General features: G+C 54.1%; 23 protein-coding genes. 4 read left to right on the top strand and 19 right to left on the bottom strand.

Annotation, left to right across the window (positions count from 1 at the left end; all coding sequences use genetic code 11):
• Nucleotides 1-38: 38 nt before the first annotated feature.
• From G523_RS0112125 to G523_RS20410, 5 genes are all read right to left on the bottom strand, one after another.
• Entirely contained in the window at nt 39-551 is a 513-nt protein-coding gene (locus G523_RS0112125) for a MerR family transcriptional regulator (protein ID WP_022695337.1), read from the bottom strand.
• 11 nt (nt 552-562) lie between these two features.
• Nucleotides 563-871: an integration host factor subunit alpha gene (locus G523_RS0112120; protein WP_022695336.1), complete on the bottom strand. Its 309-nt coding sequence runs from the start codon at nt 869-871 to the stop codon at nt 563-565.
• Nucleotides 872-924: 53 nt separating this feature from the next.
• Nucleotides 925-1,896 carry a beta-ketoacyl-ACP synthase III gene (locus G523_RS0112115; protein WP_022695335.1) on the bottom strand — a complete coding sequence of 324 codons (972 nt, stop codon included), beginning with the start codon at nt 1,894-1,896 and terminating at the stop codon, nt 925-927.
• A complete protein-coding gene (gene plsX, locus G523_RS0112110; RefSeq protein WP_022695334.1) occupies nt 1,893-2,945 on the bottom strand; it encodes a phosphate acyltransferase PlsX in 1,053 nt (350 codons plus the stop codon). Before plsX ends, G523_RS0112115 begins: the two co-directional genes overlap by 4 nt.
• Nucleotides 2,946-3,021: 76 nt before the next feature.
• Nucleotides 3,022-3,567 carry a ubiquinol-cytochrome C chaperone family protein gene (locus G523_RS20410; protein WP_022695333.1) on the bottom strand — a complete coding sequence of 182 codons (546 nt, stop codon included), beginning with the start codon at nt 3,565-3,567 and terminating at the stop codon, nt 3,022-3,024.
• A gap of 69 nt (nt 3,568-3,636) precedes the next feature.
• Here G523_RS20410 and G523_RS0112100 point away from each other — a divergent pair, with 69 nt between their 5' ends.
• Nucleotides 3,637-4,101 carry an outer membrane protein assembly factor BamE gene (locus G523_RS0112100; protein WP_022695332.1) on the top strand — a complete coding sequence of 155 codons (465 nt, stop codon included), beginning with the start codon at nt 3,637-3,639 and terminating at the stop codon, nt 4,099-4,101.
• 68 nt (nt 4,102-4,169) lie between these two features.
• On the opposite strand, the gene G523_RS0112095 is transcribed toward G523_RS0112100, so the two are convergent.
• The 10 genes from G523_RS0112095 to glyA all read right to left on the bottom strand — a co-directional run bounded on the left by G523_RS0112095 (nt 4,170) and on the right by glyA (nt 13,321).
• Nucleotides 4,170-6,329: a sodium-translocating pyrophosphatase gene (locus G523_RS0112095; protein WP_022695331.1), complete on the bottom strand. Its 2,160-nt coding sequence runs from the start codon at nt 6,327-6,329 to the stop codon at nt 4,170-4,172.
• Nucleotides 6,330-6,527: 198 nt separating this feature from the next.
• The gene (locus tag G523_RS0112090) at nt 6,528-6,965 is read right to left on the bottom strand and encodes a hypothetical protein (protein ID WP_022695330.1); all 438 of its coding nucleotides are present in this window, start codon (nt 6,963-6,965) and stop codon (nt 6,528-6,530) included.
• Between the two features lie 35 nt (nt 6,966-7,000).
• Complete coding sequence (gene thiL / locus G523_RS0112085; protein WP_022695329.1) at nt 7,001-7,945, bottom strand: thiamine-phosphate kinase; 945 nt, start codon at nt 7,943-7,945, stop codon at nt 7,001-7,003.
• Nucleotides 7,942-8,442 carry a transcription antitermination factor NusB gene (gene nusB / locus G523_RS19180; RefSeq protein WP_022695328.1) on the bottom strand — a complete coding sequence of 167 codons (501 nt, stop codon included), beginning with the start codon at nt 8,440-8,442 and terminating at the stop codon, nt 7,942-7,944. The genes thiL and nusB overlap by 4 nt, the downstream gene beginning before the upstream one ends.
• Nucleotides 8,439-8,870 carry a 6,7-dimethyl-8-ribityllumazine synthase gene (ribH, locus tag G523_RS0112075; RefSeq protein ID WP_022695327.1) on the bottom strand — a complete coding sequence of 144 codons (432 nt, stop codon included), beginning with the start codon at nt 8,868-8,870 and terminating at the stop codon, nt 8,439-8,441. The genes nusB and ribH overlap by 4 nt, the downstream gene beginning before the upstream one ends.
• Before the next feature lies 1 nt (nt 8,871).
• Complete coding sequence (ribB, locus tag G523_RS0112070; protein ID WP_022695326.1) at nt 8,872-10,224, bottom strand: 3,4-dihydroxy-2-butanone-4-phosphate synthase; 1,353 nt, start codon at nt 10,222-10,224, stop codon at nt 8,872-8,874.
• Between the two features lie 38 nt (nt 10,225-10,262).
• Nucleotides 10,263-10,865, bottom strand: coding sequence for a riboflavin synthase (locus G523_RS0112065; RefSeq protein WP_022695325.1), 603 nt, complete (start codon nt 10,863-10,865; stop codon nt 10,263-10,265).
• Nucleotides 10,866-10,868: 3 nt separating this feature from the next.
• Nucleotides 10,869-11,519, bottom strand: a complete 651-nt coding sequence (locus G523_RS0112060) for a RibD family protein (RefSeq protein ID WP_022695324.1) — start codon at nt 11,517-11,519, stop codon at nt 10,869-10,871.
• Between the two features lie 5 nt (nt 11,520-11,524).
• On the bottom strand, nt 11,525-12,007 hold the full coding sequence (gene nrdR, locus G523_RS0112055) for a transcriptional regulator NrdR (RefSeq protein WP_022695323.1): 483 nt from the start codon (nt 12,005-12,007) through the stop codon (nt 11,525-11,527).
• A 3-nt stretch (nt 12,008-12,010) separates the two neighbouring features.
• A complete protein-coding gene (glyA, locus tag G523_RS0112050; RefSeq protein ID WP_022695322.1) occupies nt 12,011-13,321 on the bottom strand; it encodes a serine hydroxymethyltransferase in 1,311 nt (436 codons plus the stop codon).
• Nucleotides 13,322-13,506: 185 nt separating this feature from the next.
• Here glyA and G523_RS0112045 point away from each other — a divergent pair, with 185 nt between their 5' ends.
• Together G523_RS0112045 and G523_RS19175 are read left to right on the top strand one after the other, a co-directional pair.
• Entirely contained in the window at nt 13,507-13,938 is a 432-nt protein-coding gene (locus G523_RS0112045) for a MucR family transcriptional regulator (protein ID WP_022695321.1), read from the top strand.
• Nucleotides 13,939-14,045: 107 nt separating this feature from the next.
• Nucleotides 14,046-14,459, top strand: a complete 414-nt coding sequence (locus G523_RS19175) for a TIGR02301 family protein (RefSeq protein ID WP_081648811.1) — start codon at nt 14,046-14,048, stop codon at nt 14,457-14,459.
• Here the strand turns inward: G523_RS19175 and G523_RS0112035 are convergent.
• Both G523_RS0112035 and G523_RS0112030 read right to left on the bottom strand, forming a co-directional pair.
• The gene (locus G523_RS0112035; RefSeq protein WP_022695319.1) at nt 14,456-16,015 is read right to left on the bottom strand and encodes an acetolactate synthase large subunit; all 1,560 of its coding nucleotides are present in this window, start codon (nt 16,013-16,015) and stop codon (nt 14,456-14,458) included. The genes G523_RS19175 and G523_RS0112035 overlap by 4 nt on opposite strands.
• A gap of 17 nt (nt 16,016-16,032) precedes the next feature.
• Complete coding sequence (locus G523_RS0112030) at nt 16,033-17,919, bottom strand: feruloyl-CoA synthase (protein WP_051134854.1); 1,887 nt, start codon at nt 17,917-17,919, stop codon at nt 16,033-16,035.
• A 78-nt stretch (nt 17,920-17,997) separates the two neighbouring features.
• Between G523_RS0112030 and G523_RS20405 the strand changes: the two genes are divergently transcribed.
• Nucleotides 17,998-18,441 (top strand): thermonuclease family protein, encoded by a 444-nt coding sequence (locus G523_RS20405; protein WP_162141049.1) that lies wholly within the window; start codon nt 17,998-18,000, stop codon nt 18,439-18,441.
• Nucleotide 18,442: 1 nt separating this feature from the next.
• On the opposite strand, the gene G523_RS0112020 is transcribed toward G523_RS20405, so the two are convergent.
• Together G523_RS0112020 and G523_RS0112015 are read right to left on the bottom strand one after the other, a co-directional pair.
• Nucleotides 18,443-19,222 carry a potassium channel family protein gene (locus G523_RS0112020; RefSeq protein WP_022695316.1) on the bottom strand — a complete coding sequence of 260 codons (780 nt, stop codon included), beginning with the start codon at nt 19,220-19,222 and terminating at the stop codon, nt 18,443-18,445.
• Between the two features lie 21 nt (nt 19,223-19,243).
• Nucleotides 19,244-20,590 carry a dihydroorotase gene (locus G523_RS0112015; protein WP_027441693.1) on the bottom strand — a complete coding sequence of 449 codons (1,347 nt, stop codon included), beginning with the start codon at nt 20,588-20,590 and terminating at the stop codon, nt 19,244-19,246.
• Nucleotides 20,591-20,627: the final 37 nt, after the last annotated feature.

Genomic DNA, 20,627 nt, shown 5'->3' with positions numbered 1-20,627 from the left:
CACTCCAGCTAAGGGGCGCAAGAATTACGTAGGTTAGATCAGGCCGCGTCTTTTACCAGCACTGCATCGAGACGTGATTTTACAGAATCGAGCTCTGAAAGCAGGCTTGAGAGACGATCTTCGGTCACGGCTGTAGATGTCGATGTAAACACGCCTGATTCGACGACGTCATTCACTGTCTTCTGAAGGTTTTGAACCGGATTAGCAGCCGGACTATTGAACTGAGACGGATCGATCACTTCGCGGATCGGCTGCCCCAGACGAACGCCACCATCAAGAACAGCAGACACACCCTGCTCCCGGATAACTTTCTGCGCGCCTTTAATGGTCAGGCCCTGATCATGCAGCAGAGCCTGGATCGCACGAGCCGTATCCACATCTTCGGGACGATACATTCGACGACCATCGCGACGTTTTACAGGCTTCAGAGCTGAGAATTTTGTTTCCCAGAAACGAAGAACATGCGTCGGGAGCCCGAGCTCCTTAGCAGCCTCACCAATCGAACGAAATGCAGTTGCTGACTTGGTGACGGTGCCGTTTGCGCTGGTCATTTTATTTGTCCCTAATCTTTATTCAGAGAGTCATCCACACGCTGCTTGAGGAGAGGAGAAGGGCGGAACGCGACAACCCTACGGGCCGAGATTTCCGCGGCAATGCGAGTTTTGGGGTTACGCCCCATACGCGCATTTTTCTCACGCACGACAAAGTTTCCAAAGCGGGCCAGCTTAACTGTCTGACCATCTGTGAGATCGTCGGAGATCAGTTCGAGCACACGCTCGAGTAATTCTCCTGAGTCCTGCCGGGTCAGACCAACTTCACGTACCAGTGAATCCATGATCTCGGCTCGGGTGACCGCCTTATCGTGCTGCACTCCCACCTCCTTAACAGCATTAACAGAAAACACCCGATTCCTTAACGAAACTCTTACAAACGGAAGAGGTTTGCTCCCCAGGCGAAGCCGCCGCCCATCGCTTCCGTCAGAACCAGGTTACCTGACTTTACACGGCCATCATCAATGGCTTCTGCCAGCGCTAAGGGGACTGAAGCCGCCGAAGTATTACCGTGTTTACCAACAGTAGACACAATTTTTGCTGAGTCTATGGATAATCGTTTTGCGACACCATCAAGAATGCGTTGATTCGCCTGATGAGGCACAAACCAGTCGATTTCGTTATGATCGACGCCAGTCGTCGTCAGAAGGTTCTCTACCGCGCTGGAAATATTGACAACTGCGTGTTTGAAAACCTGATTGCCGATCATGCGCAGATGACCAACTGTCTGTGTCACCGACGGCCCGCCATCTACGTAGAGAAGGTCTTTATACGAACCATCTGTTCGTAGATTGTGCCCCAGAAGACCGATTTGCGCATCATCTTCGGCAGTATCCTCCTCAAGCACAACGGCACCGGCGCCATCGCCGAACAAAACGCACGTGGTTCGATCAGACCAGTCAAGAATGCGCGAGAATGTCTCTGCCCCAACCACGAGCGCTTTTTTGAAGCCGGAATTGCGCATCAGGCCATCGGCTGTCGCCAGTGCAAATACGAACCCTGAGCAAACAGCGCCCACATCAAATGCCGCGCCCTGACGCATGCCGATCTTGTTCTGGATGATCGTTGCGGTAGACGGGAACGTGTAGTCCGGTGTCGCCGTCGCACAGACCAGAAGGTCGATGTCGTCCGCCGTGAGGCCAGCAGCTTTCAGCGCAGCTTTTGCAGCCTCTGCACCCAGATCTGATGTGAACTGACCATCATCAGCAATATGTCGCTGGGAAATACCCGTACGAGCTTTGACCCACTCGTCGTTCGTGTCGACCATACGCGACAAGTCTTCGTTTGTCAGAATTCTGCTTGGCAGATAGCTTCCGACACCGGTTACGCGAATGACTTGTTTCATGTGCTGACCGCTTCCTCGGCTTCAGGGTGTGAGGCCTGAAAACGCGACAGGCTGGCTTCTACGTCCTGATGAAATGTACTGTTTCCAACGCTATAGGCCAAACGAAGCGTCGTCGCAAAACCTTCTGCATCCGTACCACCATGGCTCTTCAACACAATTCCGTTCAAGCCCAGGAATACACCGCCGTTTACATTTCCGGGATCAAGACGCTGTTTAAGCTGCTTTAGACCTGCACGGGCCAGAACTGCACCAAGTTTGGACAGGATAGAGCTGGTCAGCGCTTCTTTGACGAATCCTCCGACGAGTTTCGCCGTCCCTTCTGCAGTTTTGAGGGCGATATTGCCTGTATAGCCGTCCGTGACCACGACATCAGTCGTGCCCATCGAGATGTCATTACCCTCCACGAAACCATAATAGTTCAGACCGAACTCATTGCCCTTGAGCATTTCGGCGGCCTGTCGAACTGATTCGATACCTTTCAGTTCTTCAGAGCCGATGTTCAGAAGACCAATGCTCGGATCAGTTTTTCCGTGGATCGCTTTGGAGTAGGCTGCGCCCATAATCGCGAATTCGACCAATTGCTCAGCATCAGCTTCAACATTGGCGCCGACATCCAGCACAATACTTGCACCACGCGGGCTAGGCCAACTGGCCGCAAGTGCCGGACGATGCACCCCTGGCACCATGCGCAGAACAAGCTTGGACATAGCCATCAGCGCGCCGGTATTGCCCGCGGAAATAGCAACGTGCGCAGTTCCGGACTTCACCGCCTGCAGCGCATTCCACATACTGGAGTTTTTTCCACCGCGCAGAGCCTGACTAGGCTTGGCGTCCATGGAAACAGCCTTGTCCGTGTGCGCAATTTCGCAAACACGCGCGAGCTTAGGATCAGCATCCAGATAAGGACGCAGCTGAGCTTCGTCCCCATGAAGGAGAAAGTTCACAGGACGGCCTTCGGCAGCCAGCAGCGCGACGCCGCGCATCACGCTTTCGGGGGCATGATCGCCGCCCATGGCATCCACTGAAAGTACGAGAGTTTCAGCTGTCATGCTAAAAATGCCTTCTTTACTGGTTCGGATGAGCTTTTAGGCAACAGTTTGCCATATAACCAGCCCGTAAGTGTGTCTATCCGGAGAAAAATTCGGTCGCAGCGGGCCAGTCGAGCTCTCCTGCAAAAAGGCTGTCTTCTGATTGCGCGTCCAATGCGGCGACAGCCGCTTCGGTATAACGGGTCGCCGCCTGCAAGTCTTCTGCCGATGCATCTACCATTAAATTGCGGGAGATGACCTCAGCGATGCTGCCCTCGCCTTCGAAAGCTGACTCGTATGCTCTGATGCGACCATAGAACCCTTCCGCCAGTTTCCGCATCTTCTTTCCGACAATGAGATCGCCAACACCGGCTTCTCTGAATGCATAATCGAAATTGGAAAAAATATTCTCGAATAGTTTTTGCGCGACGCGTGCACCGGATGGTCCAGCGAGCTTCAAGCGACGCATCAAAATGGCCGCATGTAGCGTGACTGCCTCAAAACGCCCTTCAAACGTATCGGGTACACGCCCTTCCGCAAAAAGCTCAATCTGACGCGACTGACGGTTCAGCTGGTCAAAAAGTCGGGCCGCGACAGACTTCGGTCCTGACTTCTGTGAAAACAATCGTGACAAAAACATCATATATACGCTCTTCGCTTGCCAAACGGCTATCAGTCCCGTTAGTTCATGCCGGAAGATAGGAGAAGCCCCATGGCGCGCAAATTATTCTTTGTACTTGCTTCTGCAGCGCTTTTGTCTGCGTGCGCAAACGCGACACGAGATTATCAGGGTTATGTGGCTGATGAAATCGCTCCGGCAGATATCACGCCCGGCACAGACAACCGTTCGACCGTGCTCGGCAGCCTTGGCTCTCCGTCCACAACCAGCCTGTTCGACGACAATACATGGATTTACCTGAGCGCGACACGTGAACGTTTCGCATTCTACCATCCTCGCGTTGTTGAACGCACGATCGTTGCCATCCGATTCGGCGAAGACGATGTCGTGGAAGAGGTTCTCCAATACGATCAGGAAGACGGCCGCGTCATCAACTACGCGTCACGCGAGACGCCGACACGTGGTCGCGAGCTTGGGCTGCTAGAGCAGATTTTCGGCAATGTCGGCCGCGTAGCTCTGCCTCAACAACAACGCGATCCGGGCCAGATTGGTCAGTAACGCTACAGGATTTCAATAAAAAAGCCCGGCGAAACGCCGGGCTTTTTCTTTAGCTCTACCTTTGGAGCTTAGTGAGCGCCCCAGTGGGCAATAACCGCGAGCATGATCAGCGCCACGATGTTTGTGATCTTGATCATCGGGTTCACGGCCGGACCGGACGTGTCCTTATAAGGATCACCCACAGTATCGCCGGTCACAGACGCTTTGTGCGCGTCAGAACCTTTTTCGTGCTTCACGCCGTCCTTATCGACGAAACCATCCTCGAAGGACTTCTTCGCGTTATCCCACGCACCGCCGCCGGAGGTCATGGAAATCGCAACAAACAGACCCGTCACAATGACACCGAGCAGCATCGCACCGAGCGCAGAGAAGGCAGCACCCTTACCAGCAATCAAAAGAATTGCTCCGAAAAGCACGAGCGGCGACAGCACCGGCAATAGAGATGGCGCAATCATCTCACGAATCGCAGCTTTGGTCAGAATGTCGACCGCGCGGCCATAATCCGGACGCTGCTCGAAATTCATAATGCCAGGCATTTCGCGGAACTGACGACGAACCTCTTCAACGACATCCTGCGCAGCCCGGCCAACGGACATCATGGACATGCCACCAAACAGGAATGGCAGAAGGCCACCGAACAGCAGACCTACAACGACATATGGGTTGGAGAGAGAGAAGTCGGCGACAACGCCATAGAAGAATGATCCCTCTACCGCGCTCGCAGTGAAGTAATTCAAATCCTCTGTGTAAGCCGCAAACAGAACCAGAGCGCCGAGACCCGCCGAGCCAATCGCGTAGCCCTTCGTGACAGCCTTCGTGGTGTTACCGACGGCATCGAGCGTGTCCGTCGTACTACGCACGCTGTCATCCAGACCCGCCATTTCGGCAATACCGCCTGCGTTATCCGTGACTGGGCCGAATGCATCCAATGCAACCACCATACCGGCAAGCGCAAGCATCGTCGTCGTGGCGATCGCAATGCCGAACAGGCCTGCGAAATTAAACGTCAGGATGATGCCCGCGATAATAACGAGCGCCGGAAGTGCGCAAGATTCCAGAGACACAGCCAGCCCCTGAATCACGTTCGTGCCGTGACCAGAAACGGATGCCTGAGCGACTGAACGTACAGGTCGTTTGTCTACGCCGGTATAATACTCGGTGATGTATACAATCAAACCAGTCACGCCGAGGCCGACAATGCCGCAATACAAAAGATCCCAGCCGCTGATCACGAGACCCGCGCCGGTTTCAACCGTGGCATCAAAGCTGCCCATCAGCATGTAAATTACAGCAGCCACACCGATACCGGAGATGACCGCAGTCGCGACGAAGCCCTTATAGAGAGCCCCCATCACGCTATTATCTTTCCCAAGGCGGACGAAATATGTGCCGAGGATCGAACCGATAATACAGATACCGCCAATTGCGAGCGGCAGAAGCATCATCAGAGACGCATCAGCTCCGGCGAAAAAGATGGACGCGAGAACCATTGTCGCGACAAGCGTCACTGAATACGTCTCGAACAAGTCGGCTGCCATACCCGCACAGTCACCGACATTATCGCCAACATTGTCGGCAATCGTAGCAGCGTTACGAGGGTCGTCTTCCGGAATACCGGCTTCGACCTTACCAACCATATCGCCGCCCACGTCGGCGCCTTTGGTGAAGATACCGCCGCCGAGACGGGCGAAGATGGAAATCAGCGATGCGCCGAAACCGAGAGCAACAAGCCCGTCAATGAGCGTGCGATCTCCGCTGTCATATCCCATTCCGGACGTGAGAATTGCGTAATAGCCAGCTGTACCGAGCAAGGCGAGGCCGACGACAAGCAAGCCTGTGACCGCACCTGACTTGAAGGCCATGTCGAGACCAGCCGCGAGGCCGCCATTCATGGAGGCTTCTGTGGTTCGGACGTTAGCCTGCACTGAGACCTTCATACCGATAAAGCCTGCTGCGCCAGACAGAATGGCGCCGAGCAAAAAGCCAATGACGATGATAAAATTGCCCTGAAAAGCAATCAGCAGAGCGACCGCAATCAGAATACCAACAATACCAATTGTTTTGTACTGACGGGACAGATAGGCGTCTGCACCTTCCTGAATTGCTTTAGCAATTTCTTGCATGCGATCATTGCCCGCCGACGCGGACATGATTGACCGGCTTAGAAAAAAGCCGAAAGCGATGGCTGCTATAGCAGCAACAATCACCAGGACAGTCGTTAAGTCCATCTTTTCCTCACTATGTATTTTTTATCGGAACTGCCCTTCACGGAGACGGAATACCTCCGCACAGCTCCCCTTTTGTTTGTGAGGTTATTGTTGGCAAATAGTAGATGAGTGCGCAAGCATGCTAATGGCGCAGCAGATTCTGCCGCGCATTACAGGGATTTGAGAGGATTTTTCTGACGTTTCAGATGGCTCTGAATATCAGCCTTCAATAAAGACGAGCTGTGAATCAGTCGCCAGAATTTCTATTGATTCCACAGAGCCTTCGCCCATCTGCTCCTCGATAACAGCGCGGACAATATCAAGGTATTTCTGCTCATCGAGTTCCATTGGGTGACCCGTAAGGCCTACAGGATTGCGATGGGCTGCCCGCAGAATTCCGTCGCGGATAATGTGAGCCGATTCACGAGCGCCCCAATGATCGTATCCGCTGGCAATCGTCACGACAGCACTTACAAACAGATAGTTGATTAACTCACCGTCGCGCTCGACAGGGACAACGATGTTAGAAAGATCCACAGTCCTGTTCGACCCGCCCTGCCCGCCTTCATCACCAGCCGCAAACGCAGCTGGTCCTGCGCCAAATGAGACGCCAGCAAAAAAGATAACAGCGAAAAAGGTACGAATGAGGTTCTTCATGCCAGCATAAATACGAAGTATTGGCTGAAAAACTGTTATGAATTGCCGCCGTGTTCCCATCCTGTTTTTAACAGTTTGATAGGCATCCCACCTGCGTCCAGAAGGTGTACACCCGTGCCCGCTTCACAGAGACCTATACAGGTAACGGCCAAATTGCTTTGTCTGGCTGTCGCCTCAATAACCCCGCGCCGACCTTGCGGCGCAGTGAAAAGGCATTGGTAGTCGTCGCCGCCTGAAAGCAGGTCAACCGAACTCAAATCCAGAGGCGACACACCTTGCACCAGCGGAATGTCACTCAACGTTATCGTCGCTCCGCACTGGGACGCTTCACAAATGTTGCCGAGATCAGCAATGAGGCCGTCAGAGATATCAGCCGACGCATTCGCATGCTGTGCAATCAGATGCGCGATCTCTACAGATGGCACTTGAGGCACGCGGTAATGCAAAACGCTTTGCTGGAACTCTCTTTCCAGATTTCGCTTTATCGCGCGCAGCCCCGCAACACCGTGCCCAATCGTGCCGGTTACCCATATGTCGTCGCCCTCGCGCGCGCTGCCTCGTCGCGGAACGCTGGCACCGAGCGCACGCCCAAGAAGCGTCAGAGACAATACAAGACGGTCCGGGCTGGATGTTGTATCGCCGCCAATCAGATCGATGTCGAAGGCGCGCAGATCAGATGAAAGCCCATTTACAAGCGCATGAAGGTCATCATCTGAACGATTGGATGGCCAGACCAGATTAAACAAAGCCTGATAGGGTAGCGCGCCTTTAGCAAGGCAATCTGATACATTCACCCGAACCAGCTTTTTGCCGACTGTTTCGAATGGATCCGTTGATAGAAAGTGGACACCCTCTACAAGCGTGTCTGTCGTAACGATAAGTCCGGAATCAAGCAACGCGACATCATCCTTCAATGACGCCGCGCCTCTGCTTTTTGCCAAAGGAGAGAGAAGAGTTCTTATGAACTCAAACTCTTTCACGCTTCCAGATAACCAATCGGAACGCCGTCAGGACGGACATCGCGGGCCACCTTATCCAGCAGGCCGTTCACGAATTTTGGCTCGTCCCCATCGAAGAATGCGTGCGCAATTCCAACATACTCTTCGATAATCACAGCGTTCGACAAGTCTGCACGCGTAGCCAATTCTTGGGTGGCGCATCGAAGAATCGCACGTGAAGTTGAGTCGATGCGATCAAGACGCCATTTCTCGGAAAGACGCGCCTTGATCGCCTCGTCGATCAGGCTTTGCTTGTCGACAACGCCCTGAACGATCTGTTTAAACAGATCAGGGTCGGCGTCTTCAACAGGTCGGCCGTCATCGTCCAGACCAAGACGGTCTTCCATGAATTCACGGATAACCGCTTTAGCGCCGCGCTCGGTAATTTCGAGCTGATACACCGCCTGAACTGCCGCAAGTCGTGCGCCGGAGCGACGAATTCTGACAATATCAGGCGGCAATTTTTGTTCTTTACTCATCCGCGAAGTATTTCCTTACGGAACTTCAGCATCTCAAGAGCCGCTGTTGCAGCGTCTGCACCCTTGTTTTTCTGCTGTCTGTCGGCCCGTGCCCAGGCCTGTTCCTGATTTTCGACTGTAATTATACCATATCCGATAGGCAGACGGCGTTGAACAGTCAAATCCATAAGCCCACGCGCGGACTCACCACAGACATAATCATAGTGCGTAGTTTCACCACGAACGACGCAACCGATCGTTACAAACGCATCGTACATGTCGCTATCAGCAGCCATGGCCACAGCGCCCGGAATTTCAAATGCGCCAGGAACTTCTACAGTTTCGACCCGCGCTTCTGCAGCTTCCAGAACTTCCATCGCGCCTGCTTCCAGCTCCAGAGAAATCTTCTCATAATAGCGCGACGTTATCAGCAATACTCTCGGGCCCATACTAGCAGTCCTCTTTAATCATACGCCAGCCTTCAAGGCTCAGCCCGTATCCATCGATACCAGCGACCTTTGACGGCTTGGACGTTGTAAGAATGATAATTTTACGGATACCGAGATCCTTCATAATCTGTGCGCCCACACCGTATTCACGCAGCGGACGGCTATGATCCACTGGCCCCGCCGATGCAGCGCCAAGTCCCTCAGCAATGCTATCCTTACGCATGGTGTTCAAAAGAATGATCACGCCCGGCTCGTCTGCCTCTGCAATCATCTTCATGGAATTGCGGACGAGATTGGACCGCCCAGTCTTCTCACCCAGAACATCATTCATAAAGTTGATGCGGTGGACACGTGTGAGAACAGGTTCATCAGGGCTGATTTTGCCATGAACCAGAGCCATATGCTCAGCGCCATCAATCGTATTTTTGAAAACAATTGCCCGGAAACCCGAACCATATTCGCTTTCGAATGGGACATCGATACGGCGCTCAAGGAATCGGTCGTTACGGCGACGATAGGCGATAAGGTCAGCAATCGTACCAATCTTCAGATTATGAAGCTGTGCGAATGACACCAGATCTGGAAGTCGCGCCATCGTGCCGTCTTCATTCATGATCTCGCAGATCACGCCAGCCGGATAGAGGCCGGCCATACGGGAAATATCGACAGCAGCTTCGGTGTGGCCCGCGCGAACCAGAACGCCGCCCTCACGTGCAACCAGCGGGAAGACATGACCCGGCGAGACGATGTCGTCACTATTCTTTGTCGGGTCGATCGCCACGGAGACTGTACGAGCACGGTCCTGCGCAGAGATACCAGTGGTAACGCCTTCTTTCGCCTCGATGGACACTGTGAACGCGGTGCTCATGCTTTCGCGATTATTCCGTGTCATCGGCTCAAGGTTCAGAATACCCGCACGCTCGTGCGTCATCGCCAGACAGATCAGGCCTCGGCCGTGCGTCGCCATAAAATTGACGGCGTCCGGTGTAGCGAACTGAGCCGGGATGATCAGATCACCCTCATTCTCACGATCTTCAGCGTCGACAAGAATGTACATTTTGCCGTTACGGGCATCTTCGATGATCTCCTCAATAGAGGAAATAGCGCTGTGAAAATCTTCACTCATCGCGGCGTCTGTTCCTTTCGTTTCCGGCTGCGAAACAGCGTTGGCTATCTGATCTTTGGAAAAACCAAGGCCCCGATCTTCCGAAAGTTGGAAAACGAACGCCTGCGCAGAAGCTGGAATGCTTCCACGCTCAATCCAGTACTGCACCGTTGAAGGTGATTTATTCACCGCCCTCGCAAACGGACGCAGACCGCCAAATGCTTCAATTATGTTTAGGATCGAACTCATGTCCGAACATGTACGATTTTTTCGTACGAAGGCAACCCTCAGCGAAATTCCATCTGTCTGGAAACATAGCGCGCGAGCATGTCAGCCTCGAGATTTACTGCGTCTCCAGCCTTGGCCAACCCTAAAGATGTTACCTCGAAGGTGTGCGGAATAATTGCCAGCTCGAAACCTGTCTCAGTCACACCCGCAATGGTCAGAGAAATACCGTCTACAGCAACCGAGCCCTTCAACGCGATAAGCGGACGAAGCGCCTCAGGCGCCTCTACGGACACGCGATATCCATCACCTTCTTCGACAATACTTTTTATTTTTCCAAGACCATCGACGTGACCAAACACCAGGTGGCCACCCAGTTCGTCACCTAAACGCAGACTTGGTTCAAGGTTCACACAGTCACCCGCAACCTTGCTACCGAGCGACGTCAGGCGAAGCGTTTCAGGAACGGCCTCGACAACCCAGAGAGGCGCGTCGCCAGAGAAATCGGCATCAATGACCGTCAGGCACACGCCTGAATGGCAGACCGAAGCCCCCATTGTCAGGTCCTTGGGATCGATTTGGCCGCGCACGGAAAACTTCCGGTTCCCGTTGACTTCTTCAATAGATTCGATGACGCCGAGATCGCGCACAAGACCGGTGAACATGGGTCACTCTCCTTTTTCGTACGTTTCCCATAGATCAACACCCGCTTCTCGTACACCCGTACGAACCAAGCGGAATGCCGCACCCAAATCTTCCACACCAAGTGCCCCGAATGCCGGTCGTCCATCACCACCAATGATCATGGGCGCTCGAAACCACTCCAGTCTATCGATCAAACCGGCCTTCAGGAAGCTGGCAGCGACCACACCTCCGCCTTCAATAAAGACAGAAGATACGCCCTTGGATGACAAGCGGCTCAAAACATCGTGAACATCCAGACCGGAGCCACTCATAGCGACCCGCTCGATCACTGCTCCTGACGCTTTAAGCTCCGATTCCCGGCCTACCTCTGCAGCAGGCCCCGCGAAAATGATGCTTTGCCCGGATGGCGCATCAAAAATCGCGGCGTTGTCAGGTGTCTTCAGATAGGTATCAAGAACAACACGATCCGGCTGACGCGCGACGTCAAATCCACGCACCGTCAGTTTTGGATCGTCGGCCAGCATGGTGCCCGACCCGACAAGCACCGCATCATGTTCCGCGCGCAAACGATGGACCGTGGCGCGCGCTTCGCTTCCGGTGATCCACTGGCTATGGCCGGTGCAGGTTGCGATCCGTGCATCGAGAGACGTTGCGATCTTCAGGGTGACTCTCATTGAGGTCACTCCTTTTCGCCGGACTCGTCGATATGCTTTTCCAGCGCATGCGTTTCGATGAAGTGCGCAAAAGCGCTCGCGTCTTTGAAGTCCCGATAGACGGACGCGTAGCGAACATACGCGACTGGATCGAGCTCACCGAGCGCTTCCATTACGTACTCGCCAATATCTTCAGAATTTACTTCAGACTCACCAGAGCTCTCAAGCCGGCGAATAATACCCGACACGAGTTGATCGATTTGCTCAGGCTCGAACGGACGCTTTCGCAGCGCAATCATGACCGAGCGCAACAGCTTTTCACGAACAAAAGGCGTGCGCTTACCATCGCGTTTCACGACAGTAATTTCTCTCAGTTGAACGCGCTCGAATGTTGTGAAACGGGCGCCACAATCTTCGCAGGACCTACGACGGCGAACCACCGTATTGTCTTCAGCGGGCCGGGAGTCCCGTACCGCTGTATTTTCAGATCCGCAAAACGGGCAGCGCACCTATTAGAGACCTTCTTCGCCCGGATAGATCGGGAATTCGCTTGTCAGCGCCAGAACCTCTTCACGAACCTTGGCTTCGGCTGCAGCAGTATCACCACCCGCGGACAGTGCGTCGACAATCTCACAGATCCAGCCACCGATCTTCGTGAATTCAGCTTCACCGAAACCGCGTGTTGTACCCGCTGGCGCACCAACACGGATACCAGATGTAATCGCTGGCTTCTCAGGATCGTCAGGAATACCGTTCTTGTTACATGTGATGAAGGCACGACCCAGCGCATCCTCAGTTGCGTTACCTTTCACGCCCTTAGGGCGCAGGTCGATCAGCATGAGGTGTGAGTCCGTACCGCCGGAAACAACGTCCAGTCCGCCATCCATAACGGCTTTGGCGAGTGTGCGCGCGTTATCAACGACGCGCTGGGCGTACTGCTTGTACTCAGGACGAAGCGCTTCGCCGAAAGCCACAGCTTTTGCCGCAATGACGTGCATGAGCGGACCACCTTGCAGACCCGGGAAGACAGCAGAGTTAATTTTCTTAGCCAGCTTCTCGTCATTCGTCAGAACGATGCCGCCACGAGGGCCGCGAAGCGTCTTGTGCGTCGTAGATGTTACGACGTCAGCATACTCAAGCGGGTTCGGATAAACGCCACCAGCTACAAGGCCGGAGAAGTGCGCCATATCGACCATCAGGTATGCGCCGATCTCGTCAGCGATTTCACGGAACTTCTTGAAGTCGATAATACGAGAGTACGCAGAACCACCCGCAATGATGACTTTCGGGTTGTGCGTCTTTGCAACGTCGCGAACCTGATCGTAATCAATAAGGTGGGTTTCAGGATCCACGCCGTAATGGACGGCTTCAAACCATTTGCCAGACTGGTTCACTTTAGCGCCGTGCGTCAGGTGACCGCCCTCGGACAGGCTCATCCCCATGAAGGTGTCACCCGGCTTCATCATAGACATGAATGCGGCCTGGTTCGCCTGGCTACCGGAGTGAGGCTGAACGTTAGCGAACTGAGCATTGTAAAGCTGCTTCAGACGCTCAATCGCCAGCGCTTCGACCTCGTCGGCAAACTCACAGCCACCGTAATAGCGGCGGCCCGGATAACCTTCAGCGTATTTGTTCGTGAACACAGAGCCCTGAGCTGCTTTCACAGCCTGAGACACGATATTCTCAGAAGCAATCAGCTCGATCTTGTCTGATTGACGCTTTGCTTCACGCTTAATCATCGCTGCAACATCAGCATCAGATTCAGCGAGACCAGTTGAAAAAAATCCGGCTGTTTGCGAAACACCGTCGAAGGCACCTGCCATTGGCACTATCTCCATATATTTTGGCGACTGTCTAAACCTCGACTGGTTTTCGTGCAAGCCAATTGAGCAAAAATCACCAAGCATTAAACACAAATATAGATTGCATTAGATTTTCTTTTTAATACTTGAAATCTATTTCGTCGCCTGTAATACGGACGAGCTTAGTAAACATGTCTGAGGACGCAATGACTCCCGAAAACTCAAACAGCTCTTTGGAAGCTGACGAAATCATGCGGATGACAACTGATATTGTTGCTTCATTCGTCGCGAACAACCCCGTCCCGACAGATTCTCTCTCTGATCTCATTGCGTCAGTTCACAAGACTGTTTCCGGCCTCGCTTCACAAGAAGCGGCTCCAGCTCAGGAGCGCCCAAAACCAGCAGTGCCTGTCAGCAAATCCATCACGGAAGACCATATCATCTGCCTCGAAGACGGCAAAAAGCTCAAAATGCTGAAGCGTTACCTTCGCTCGCATTACGGCATGACGCCTGAGGAATATCGCAAACGTTGGGGTCTGCCTGCGGACTATCCAATGGTTGCACCTAGCTACACCAAGAAGCGCTCCGACTTCGCTAAGCAGATTGGTCTGGGAAAAGTCAGCGGTCGTCGCGGCTAACATCCGACAACATAATTCAGACAAAAAGCCCCGGCAGAAACTGTCCGGGGCTTTTTTATACCTATAATTCACGTGCCAAAAACATACAGCTTGTTAACGTCAGCGCCATGATCTGCACCACTGCAAGTACTCTCCGATACGCCTCAGTTGCCATTGCGCTTTCCATCAGTGCGGTTGGCGCGGCTAATGGACAGGAATTCCGGACAACTCGCCAGTATCAGAGCACGTTGACTGACCTGTCCCGCGTACTCGGCCAGATTCATGCGATGCGTGTTGTTTGCAACGGAACGGATGACCAGACCTGGCGAGAGTACATGCTCAACATGCTCGACGTAGAAGCGCCCTCAAGCGGCTATCTTCGGTCACGCCTGATTGATTCCTTCAACCGCGCCTATCTCGACACGCAGCGAGACGTGTCTGGCTGTGACGCATCAACGACAGAGAGAGAGACAGAGCTCTTTGCGCGCGGCAGAACCCTGTCCGAAAACCTCTCCCTCATGGCCGCGGGCGAATCGCCCTAGCCCGCCACATGCGCCGCGATCAGAACCGGTCCGTCCGCCGTCATTGCGCGCTCAAACGCCTCATCAAACTCTTCAGCTGTAGTGACGTTCTCGGCGTGCAAACCCTGCGCCTCTGCGAGTGATTTCCAGTCGATCTCTGGCGTTCCAAGATTCAGCATATTCTGCGCGGCTGGGCCCGGATTGCCCGCGCCTGTCCGCTTCAGCTCAATATTCAGAATGCGATAAGTGTGGTTCACGAACACAATGTTCAACACCTTCAGATTCTCACGCGCCATCGTCCAGAGCGCCTGAACGGTATACATGCCGGCACCGTCACCTGAGAGACAAATTGTTCGTGCCTCAGGCTTTGCAATCGACGCCCCAACAGCCAGAGGGAAACCCTGCCCGATCGCGCCGCCTGTCAGCATCATCCATTCATGCGGCGCGGCCGTCTGCGTGCTGAGAAAGATAGGCAGGCTTGCCGTAACGCCGTCATCGGACACGAGAGCGCCTTCCGGCATATGGCGGCAAATCGATTGCCCGACTGTCACTGGCGTTAGCTTACCGGCTGGCTTGTCCGGGCTCTGCCGCGGCGCGACTGGCGCCTTCTCTGAAGCACCGAGCTCATCTGCAAGCGCGCTCAATGCAGCTTTCACATCGATACCGCGTTCGCCAACTGAGATGAGCTCACAGCCCTCAGGCACCAGCACGCTCGGCTTTTCCGGGTATGCAAAGAATGCGACCGGCATTTGAGTGCCAGCGAGGACCATAAGATCGGTGCCCTCAAGGTCTTCCATTGCGCCTTCAGCAAAATACTGCATCCGGTCAGGATTAAAACGACCTGCGCCTCTCGCCTGCTTCCAGACAAATGTGTCCGTCATAACACGAACGCCTGCCGCCTTCAGACGTGACGCCTCGCTCAAACCGTCCTCAGAGAGCGCGTTCCCACTGATCAGAATGAGCGGTTTTCTCGCGGCTTTGATCGCCGCAGCAACCGAAGAAATAGCATCTGCAGCGACCTTTTTCGGTTCGCCCGGCGCAAACGGCGCAGACAGCTCCCCACCTTCATCCCACGCGGCGTCCGCCGGAAGAATCAGGGACACCGGCCCCTGCCCGCCACTCGTGCTCGCATGAAAGCTTTCTGCCGCAAGACGACCGGCACTCGCAGAATCAGGCACGGATTTGATCCAGATAGAATTCGGCGCAGCCAACCCGATAATGTTCGAAGTCAGCGGTGCATCATAACGAACGTGATATGTCGCATGATCACCGATCACGTTGATCATTGGCGTGTAAGCGCGCTTCGCGTTGTGGATGTTTGCACCGCCATTGAGATATCCGGCGCCAAGGTGCAACAGCGTCATGGCGGGTTTTTCTGAAACGCGCCCGAAACCGTCCGCTGCACCGGTCGCCACGCCTTCAAAGAGACAAAGCACAGAGCGGATGCGGGGTTCTTTATCGAGAGCGGTCACAAGGTTCATCTCTGAAGTACCCGGGTTCGCGAAGCACGCTGTCACACCACAGTCCGCGAGCGTACTCACCAGCGCCTCAGCACCTGTTTTAGTTTCTGTCGTCATGTCTTTCTTCCCGGAACTCAAAGAACGATTACGTCTTCATCGTGTGGCGCCTTGAACAGGCGCTCGACTTCAGCCGCGCGCAAGGACTGAACCTTGCTTTGATTGATGTAGCCCTTTTCGGTGATTTCACCCTTATCCTGCGACGGCTGATCGGGCTGAAGGATACAGGCCGCGATGCGTGAAGACGCATTAGGATTTTTCTGATTGTAGAAACGCAGACCATTCTCTACCGCCTGGCGGATATCAGGATGACGCGCCATCTCCTCAAGCGGGATCGAACCGGCAATTCGCTTACAGAAACTCTCGTTCAGGAAGCCTAGAATACCGATCTTATCCTTATTGAGACCACAAACTACAGCGTCAGCGAGTGCCCCATCGACTTCGGAAATCGTGCCAATGCGTACAGCACCAGCTGACACCCATGTGCCATTTGCGAGTTTGAACTCCTCGGCGATCCGCCCGTCGAAAGCGAGGCCCTGATTTGGATCGTCCGGTTCAGCAAACTTGACGGCATCACCGAGTTTGTAAAAGCCTTCTTTGTCGAACGCTTCTGCTGTTTTCTCTGGGTTGCGGTAATAGCCTTTGGTGATGTGAGGACCACGCACACGGCACTCATACTTCTCACCGACAGGTGCCATCTTCATTTCACAACCCGGCAGAGGCAGACCGATCAAGCCCATGACCGAGCTCGGCCAATGTACATTTGCGGTCGTCGGCGATGTTTCAGTCGCGCCATAACCCGCAGAAAGGGATATCCGTTCACCCGTTGTTTTGATCGCCACCTTCTGGATGCGTTCATAAATGTCCTGCCCCATAGCTGCGCCGCCATAGGCCATGACAAACAGCTTTTTGAAGAAGGTTTCAGCGAGTTCAGGATCGTTTTCAATCTCAGTTGCAATGGCCGTCCATGCGGCGGGTACGGTCGTGTGCTGGGTTGGTGAAACCTCTTTGAGGTTGCGAATCATTTCCGGCAACCGGGCCGGTGTAGGCGCACCCCAATCGATGTAGAGCGCACCGCCCCAGTCAGCCATGGAGTGCAAAATGGAATTGGCTCCGTAAGTGTGGCTCCACGGCAGGAAATTCACCATGACCTGCTGGCCATTCGTAAGCTGCTCAAGTTTCTCTGTATTCCAGATCGACCTGATCATCTTCACCATAGACGCAATGTTCTCGTGGGAATTGATCACTGCTTTCGGCTCACCGGTCGAGCCGGACGTGAGCATAAACTTGGCGATTGTTTGTGGACCAAGCCGGTCATAGGCCAGATCCACCTGATAGGTCGGAGGGACTTCCAGTTCATCCAGACTGATCTGGTTTTCTACAGTCGGCGCATTTCTGGCATAAATAACCAGACGTCCGTCCAGTCTCATGCCATCGAGTCCACGCTGATACTCCTGCCCGTCATCAACATAGATAAACTTCGGAGAGGTCAGGCCGTCGACATAATTGAGCCGGGCAAAGTCCTGACTGAGAAGCGCATAAGCCGGCGTTACTGGTACAACCGGGCTTCCTGCCCACATCGCAGCATACATGATCAGAGCATGTTCGATCGAATTGCGAGACAGAATCATCAGTGGCGCGTCCGGCCCCGCGCCATTGTCCAGCAATCCCTGAGCAAGGCGACGAATACGCTCCAGCGCTTCGCCATAGGTAAGCCGTTGCCAGCCGTCCTTTTCAGGCTCAACCGGATCACGTTGCGCAAGCCATAGACGATCAGGGTCATTCGCAGCCCAATAGACCAGAGGCGCCAACATGTGCGGCGGGTAAGGCCTCAATGGCTGACCATTCTCGAGAATAATGGAGCCATCATCACGATGCGTGACGTTCAGCTTTTGTGGAAGGTACGGAATTTCACGAAAAGGCAGTGCATCCGTGCGCACCGATTCCTGGACTGGACCGGACATGTGTCTCCCTTTGAGTTTGGGCTGGCTTGTTACCAGTTCTTTTGCTTGATTGATGAACAGCATAGGGGGAGAAACGTTGTGCGACAATCGTATCGCTTAGGCATTTTTGCGGTGTTTTTAGCAGCCGCATCCTGCAGCGCACCACCGCCAGAAAATCTCTGCGATGGAAACCCTGAATGCCTTGCAGGAAGAGCTGACGCAGTCCGCCCTGTCGATGGCGACACATATGAATTACAGGGACGTCGCTTCCGCCTGATTGGATACGACAGCCCTGAAACCTCACCCCATGCCGAATGCCTCGCCGAAGCTGATCTTGGCGAAGAAACCGTCTCTGCCGTCCAAGAGATTTTCCGCGACGCTGATCAGGTTCAGATTTTATTCCGCGGGGTTGATGAATACGGCCGCGGTCGCGCCCACGTCTATCTGGACGGCGTGCATGTCGGGCATTTGCTGGAGCAGCGTGGACTGGCTCAACGCTGGAATGAAGATCGCAGCGAAGCCAAACCCAGCTGGTGCGAATAGTCTATTCGTTGTGCGTCGGCAGCCTGATGAACTCACCGCAATGCTTGCAGTGAATCGCGTCCGGCTCATGGCGCAATAAACCGCATCGCGTGCACTCCGACGTCACTTTTGACGGCCTCACAATGGCCTGCACGAGTCTCAAAAAGAGTGAGATACCAAGAACCATGATGAAGATGGATAACAGCTTGCCGAATACGCCCTGCAGAACGATGTCACCATAACCTGTCGTGGTGAGACTCGCGATCGTGAAATAGAGCGCATCCAGATATGAATTGATGTGCTCGTTCGCCTCAAGCTGGGTGCCGTATACGAACGCGGTCATGATCAGGATGAACACAAGAAGGTTCACCACCCGATCAATGATTTCCGCATTCTCCCGCAAGTAGGACGAAATATTCTTCATCCGACGCAGGAAGGTGAAGGCGCGCACGAGGCGCAGCGCCCGCAATATCCGCAGGAATGCGAAGTTCGAGAAGAACATCGGCAGTAACAGCGAAATCAACACCACAATATCCGCCAGATTGAACGGATTGATCAGGAACATATGGCGTGGACGGGATATCCAGAACCGCGCACTGAAATCGAGCGCGATAAAGAGCGCGATCAGTATGTCCAGAATATAATAGGCTTGCGTACGGTCCTGAAACGGCGCCCAGAGAAAGAAGGCAACCGCTGCGGCATCAATAGCCAACAGCACCCAACGGAACAGATAAGGACCTGTTCCGAAGCCTTCATACAGCCAGAAAAGAATGCGCTCGAGACCGCGCCGTTCTACAGGCATACCCTCCCCCTTCAGCGCGCTCTACGCAGCATCTTCCGGAGCCAGCGTCTCCTGGAACTTCACAGGCTTGCCGAGGCCCTTCTGGACGATCTCACCATCCTGCATGATAAATTGTCCGCGTACGATAGTCGCAACCGGCCAGCCTTGCGCTTCCATGCCATCGAACGGTGTCCAGCCGGATTTGGTTTTCGACCAGCTATCCGTCATGATTTCACGGCGCTCCATGTCGACAACCGTGAAGTCAGCGTCATACCCTTCAGCGATACGGCCCTTGCCGACAATACCGAACACACGCTGCGGACCTGCACTCGTCAATTCCACAAAGCGCTGCAAGCTAAGGTGACCATTGTTCACGTGTGTTAGCATCACGGGCACCAGTGTCTGCACGCCTGGCATGCCAGACGGGCTCGCAGGATAAGGGCGCGCCTTCTCTTCCAATGTGTGCGGCGCGTGGTCAGACCCCATAACATCGACAATACCTGCATTCACCGCCCGCCAGAGCGCATCTACATGGTGCTGCTCGCGAATTGGCGGGTTCATCTGTGCCCGGCCTTTGAGAATTTCGTAGGCATAAGGCGCAACGAGCGTGAGGTGTTGCGGTGTCACCTCGACACTTGCAACATCCTTATTGCGCGCCAGAATTTCCATTTCCTGCGCCGTTGTAATGTGCAGCACGTGAATGCGCTTTCCGGTTTTACGCGCAAGACGGAGGAGACGTTCAGTGGACTGAATCGCGGCCTGAGGGTCACGAACAACCGGATGGCTTGTCCAGTCGCCTGTCACAGCGAGATCACGACGATCCGCCAGACGGTATTCGTCCTCAGAGTGGAACGCAGCGCGGCGCTTGATGGCACGAAGCACCGCCTCAACGCCTTCGTCATCCTGCACGAGCAAGTCACCGGTAGATGCGCCCATGAACACCTTGATGCCGCAGCAGCCCTGCATGGCTTCCATTTCAGCCAGCAAATGCGTGTTCTCGTGCGTCGCGCCCGCATAAAACGCGTGATCAATATCCATACGCCCGGCCGCACGGTTCAACTTGTCTTGCAGAAGGTCCGGCGTAATAGTCGACGGATTCGTGTTCGGCATTTCGAACACACACGTCACACCCCCGAGCGCGCCAGAACGGGCACCGGTTTCAAGATCTTCTTTGTATTCGAGACCCGGCTCGCGGAAGTGAACCTGTGAATCGATCACGCCCGGCAGAATGGTCAAACCTTTTGCATCGAAGGTCGTCGCCGCTTCTGAGTGAAATATCTCGCCGATACGGGCAATCTTGCCTTTCGAGACGCCAATATCTGTGGACACTAGTCCACCCGGAGTCATCACCCGACCATTGCGAAGTACGAGTTCATACATCAGCGAAATCTCCTCAGGACTTAATGTTTGTCATGATCATAACGCC

The sequence above is a fragment of the Ponticaulis koreensis DSM 19734 genome (assembly GCF_000420665.1).
GTDB classification, from domain to species: Bacteria; Pseudomonadota; Alphaproteobacteria; order Caulobacterales; family Hyphomonadaceae; genus Ponticaulis; species Ponticaulis koreensis.
The sequence above is the reverse complement of the archived record's forward strand: the minus strand, read 5'-3'. Positions and strand labels throughout refer to the sequence as shown.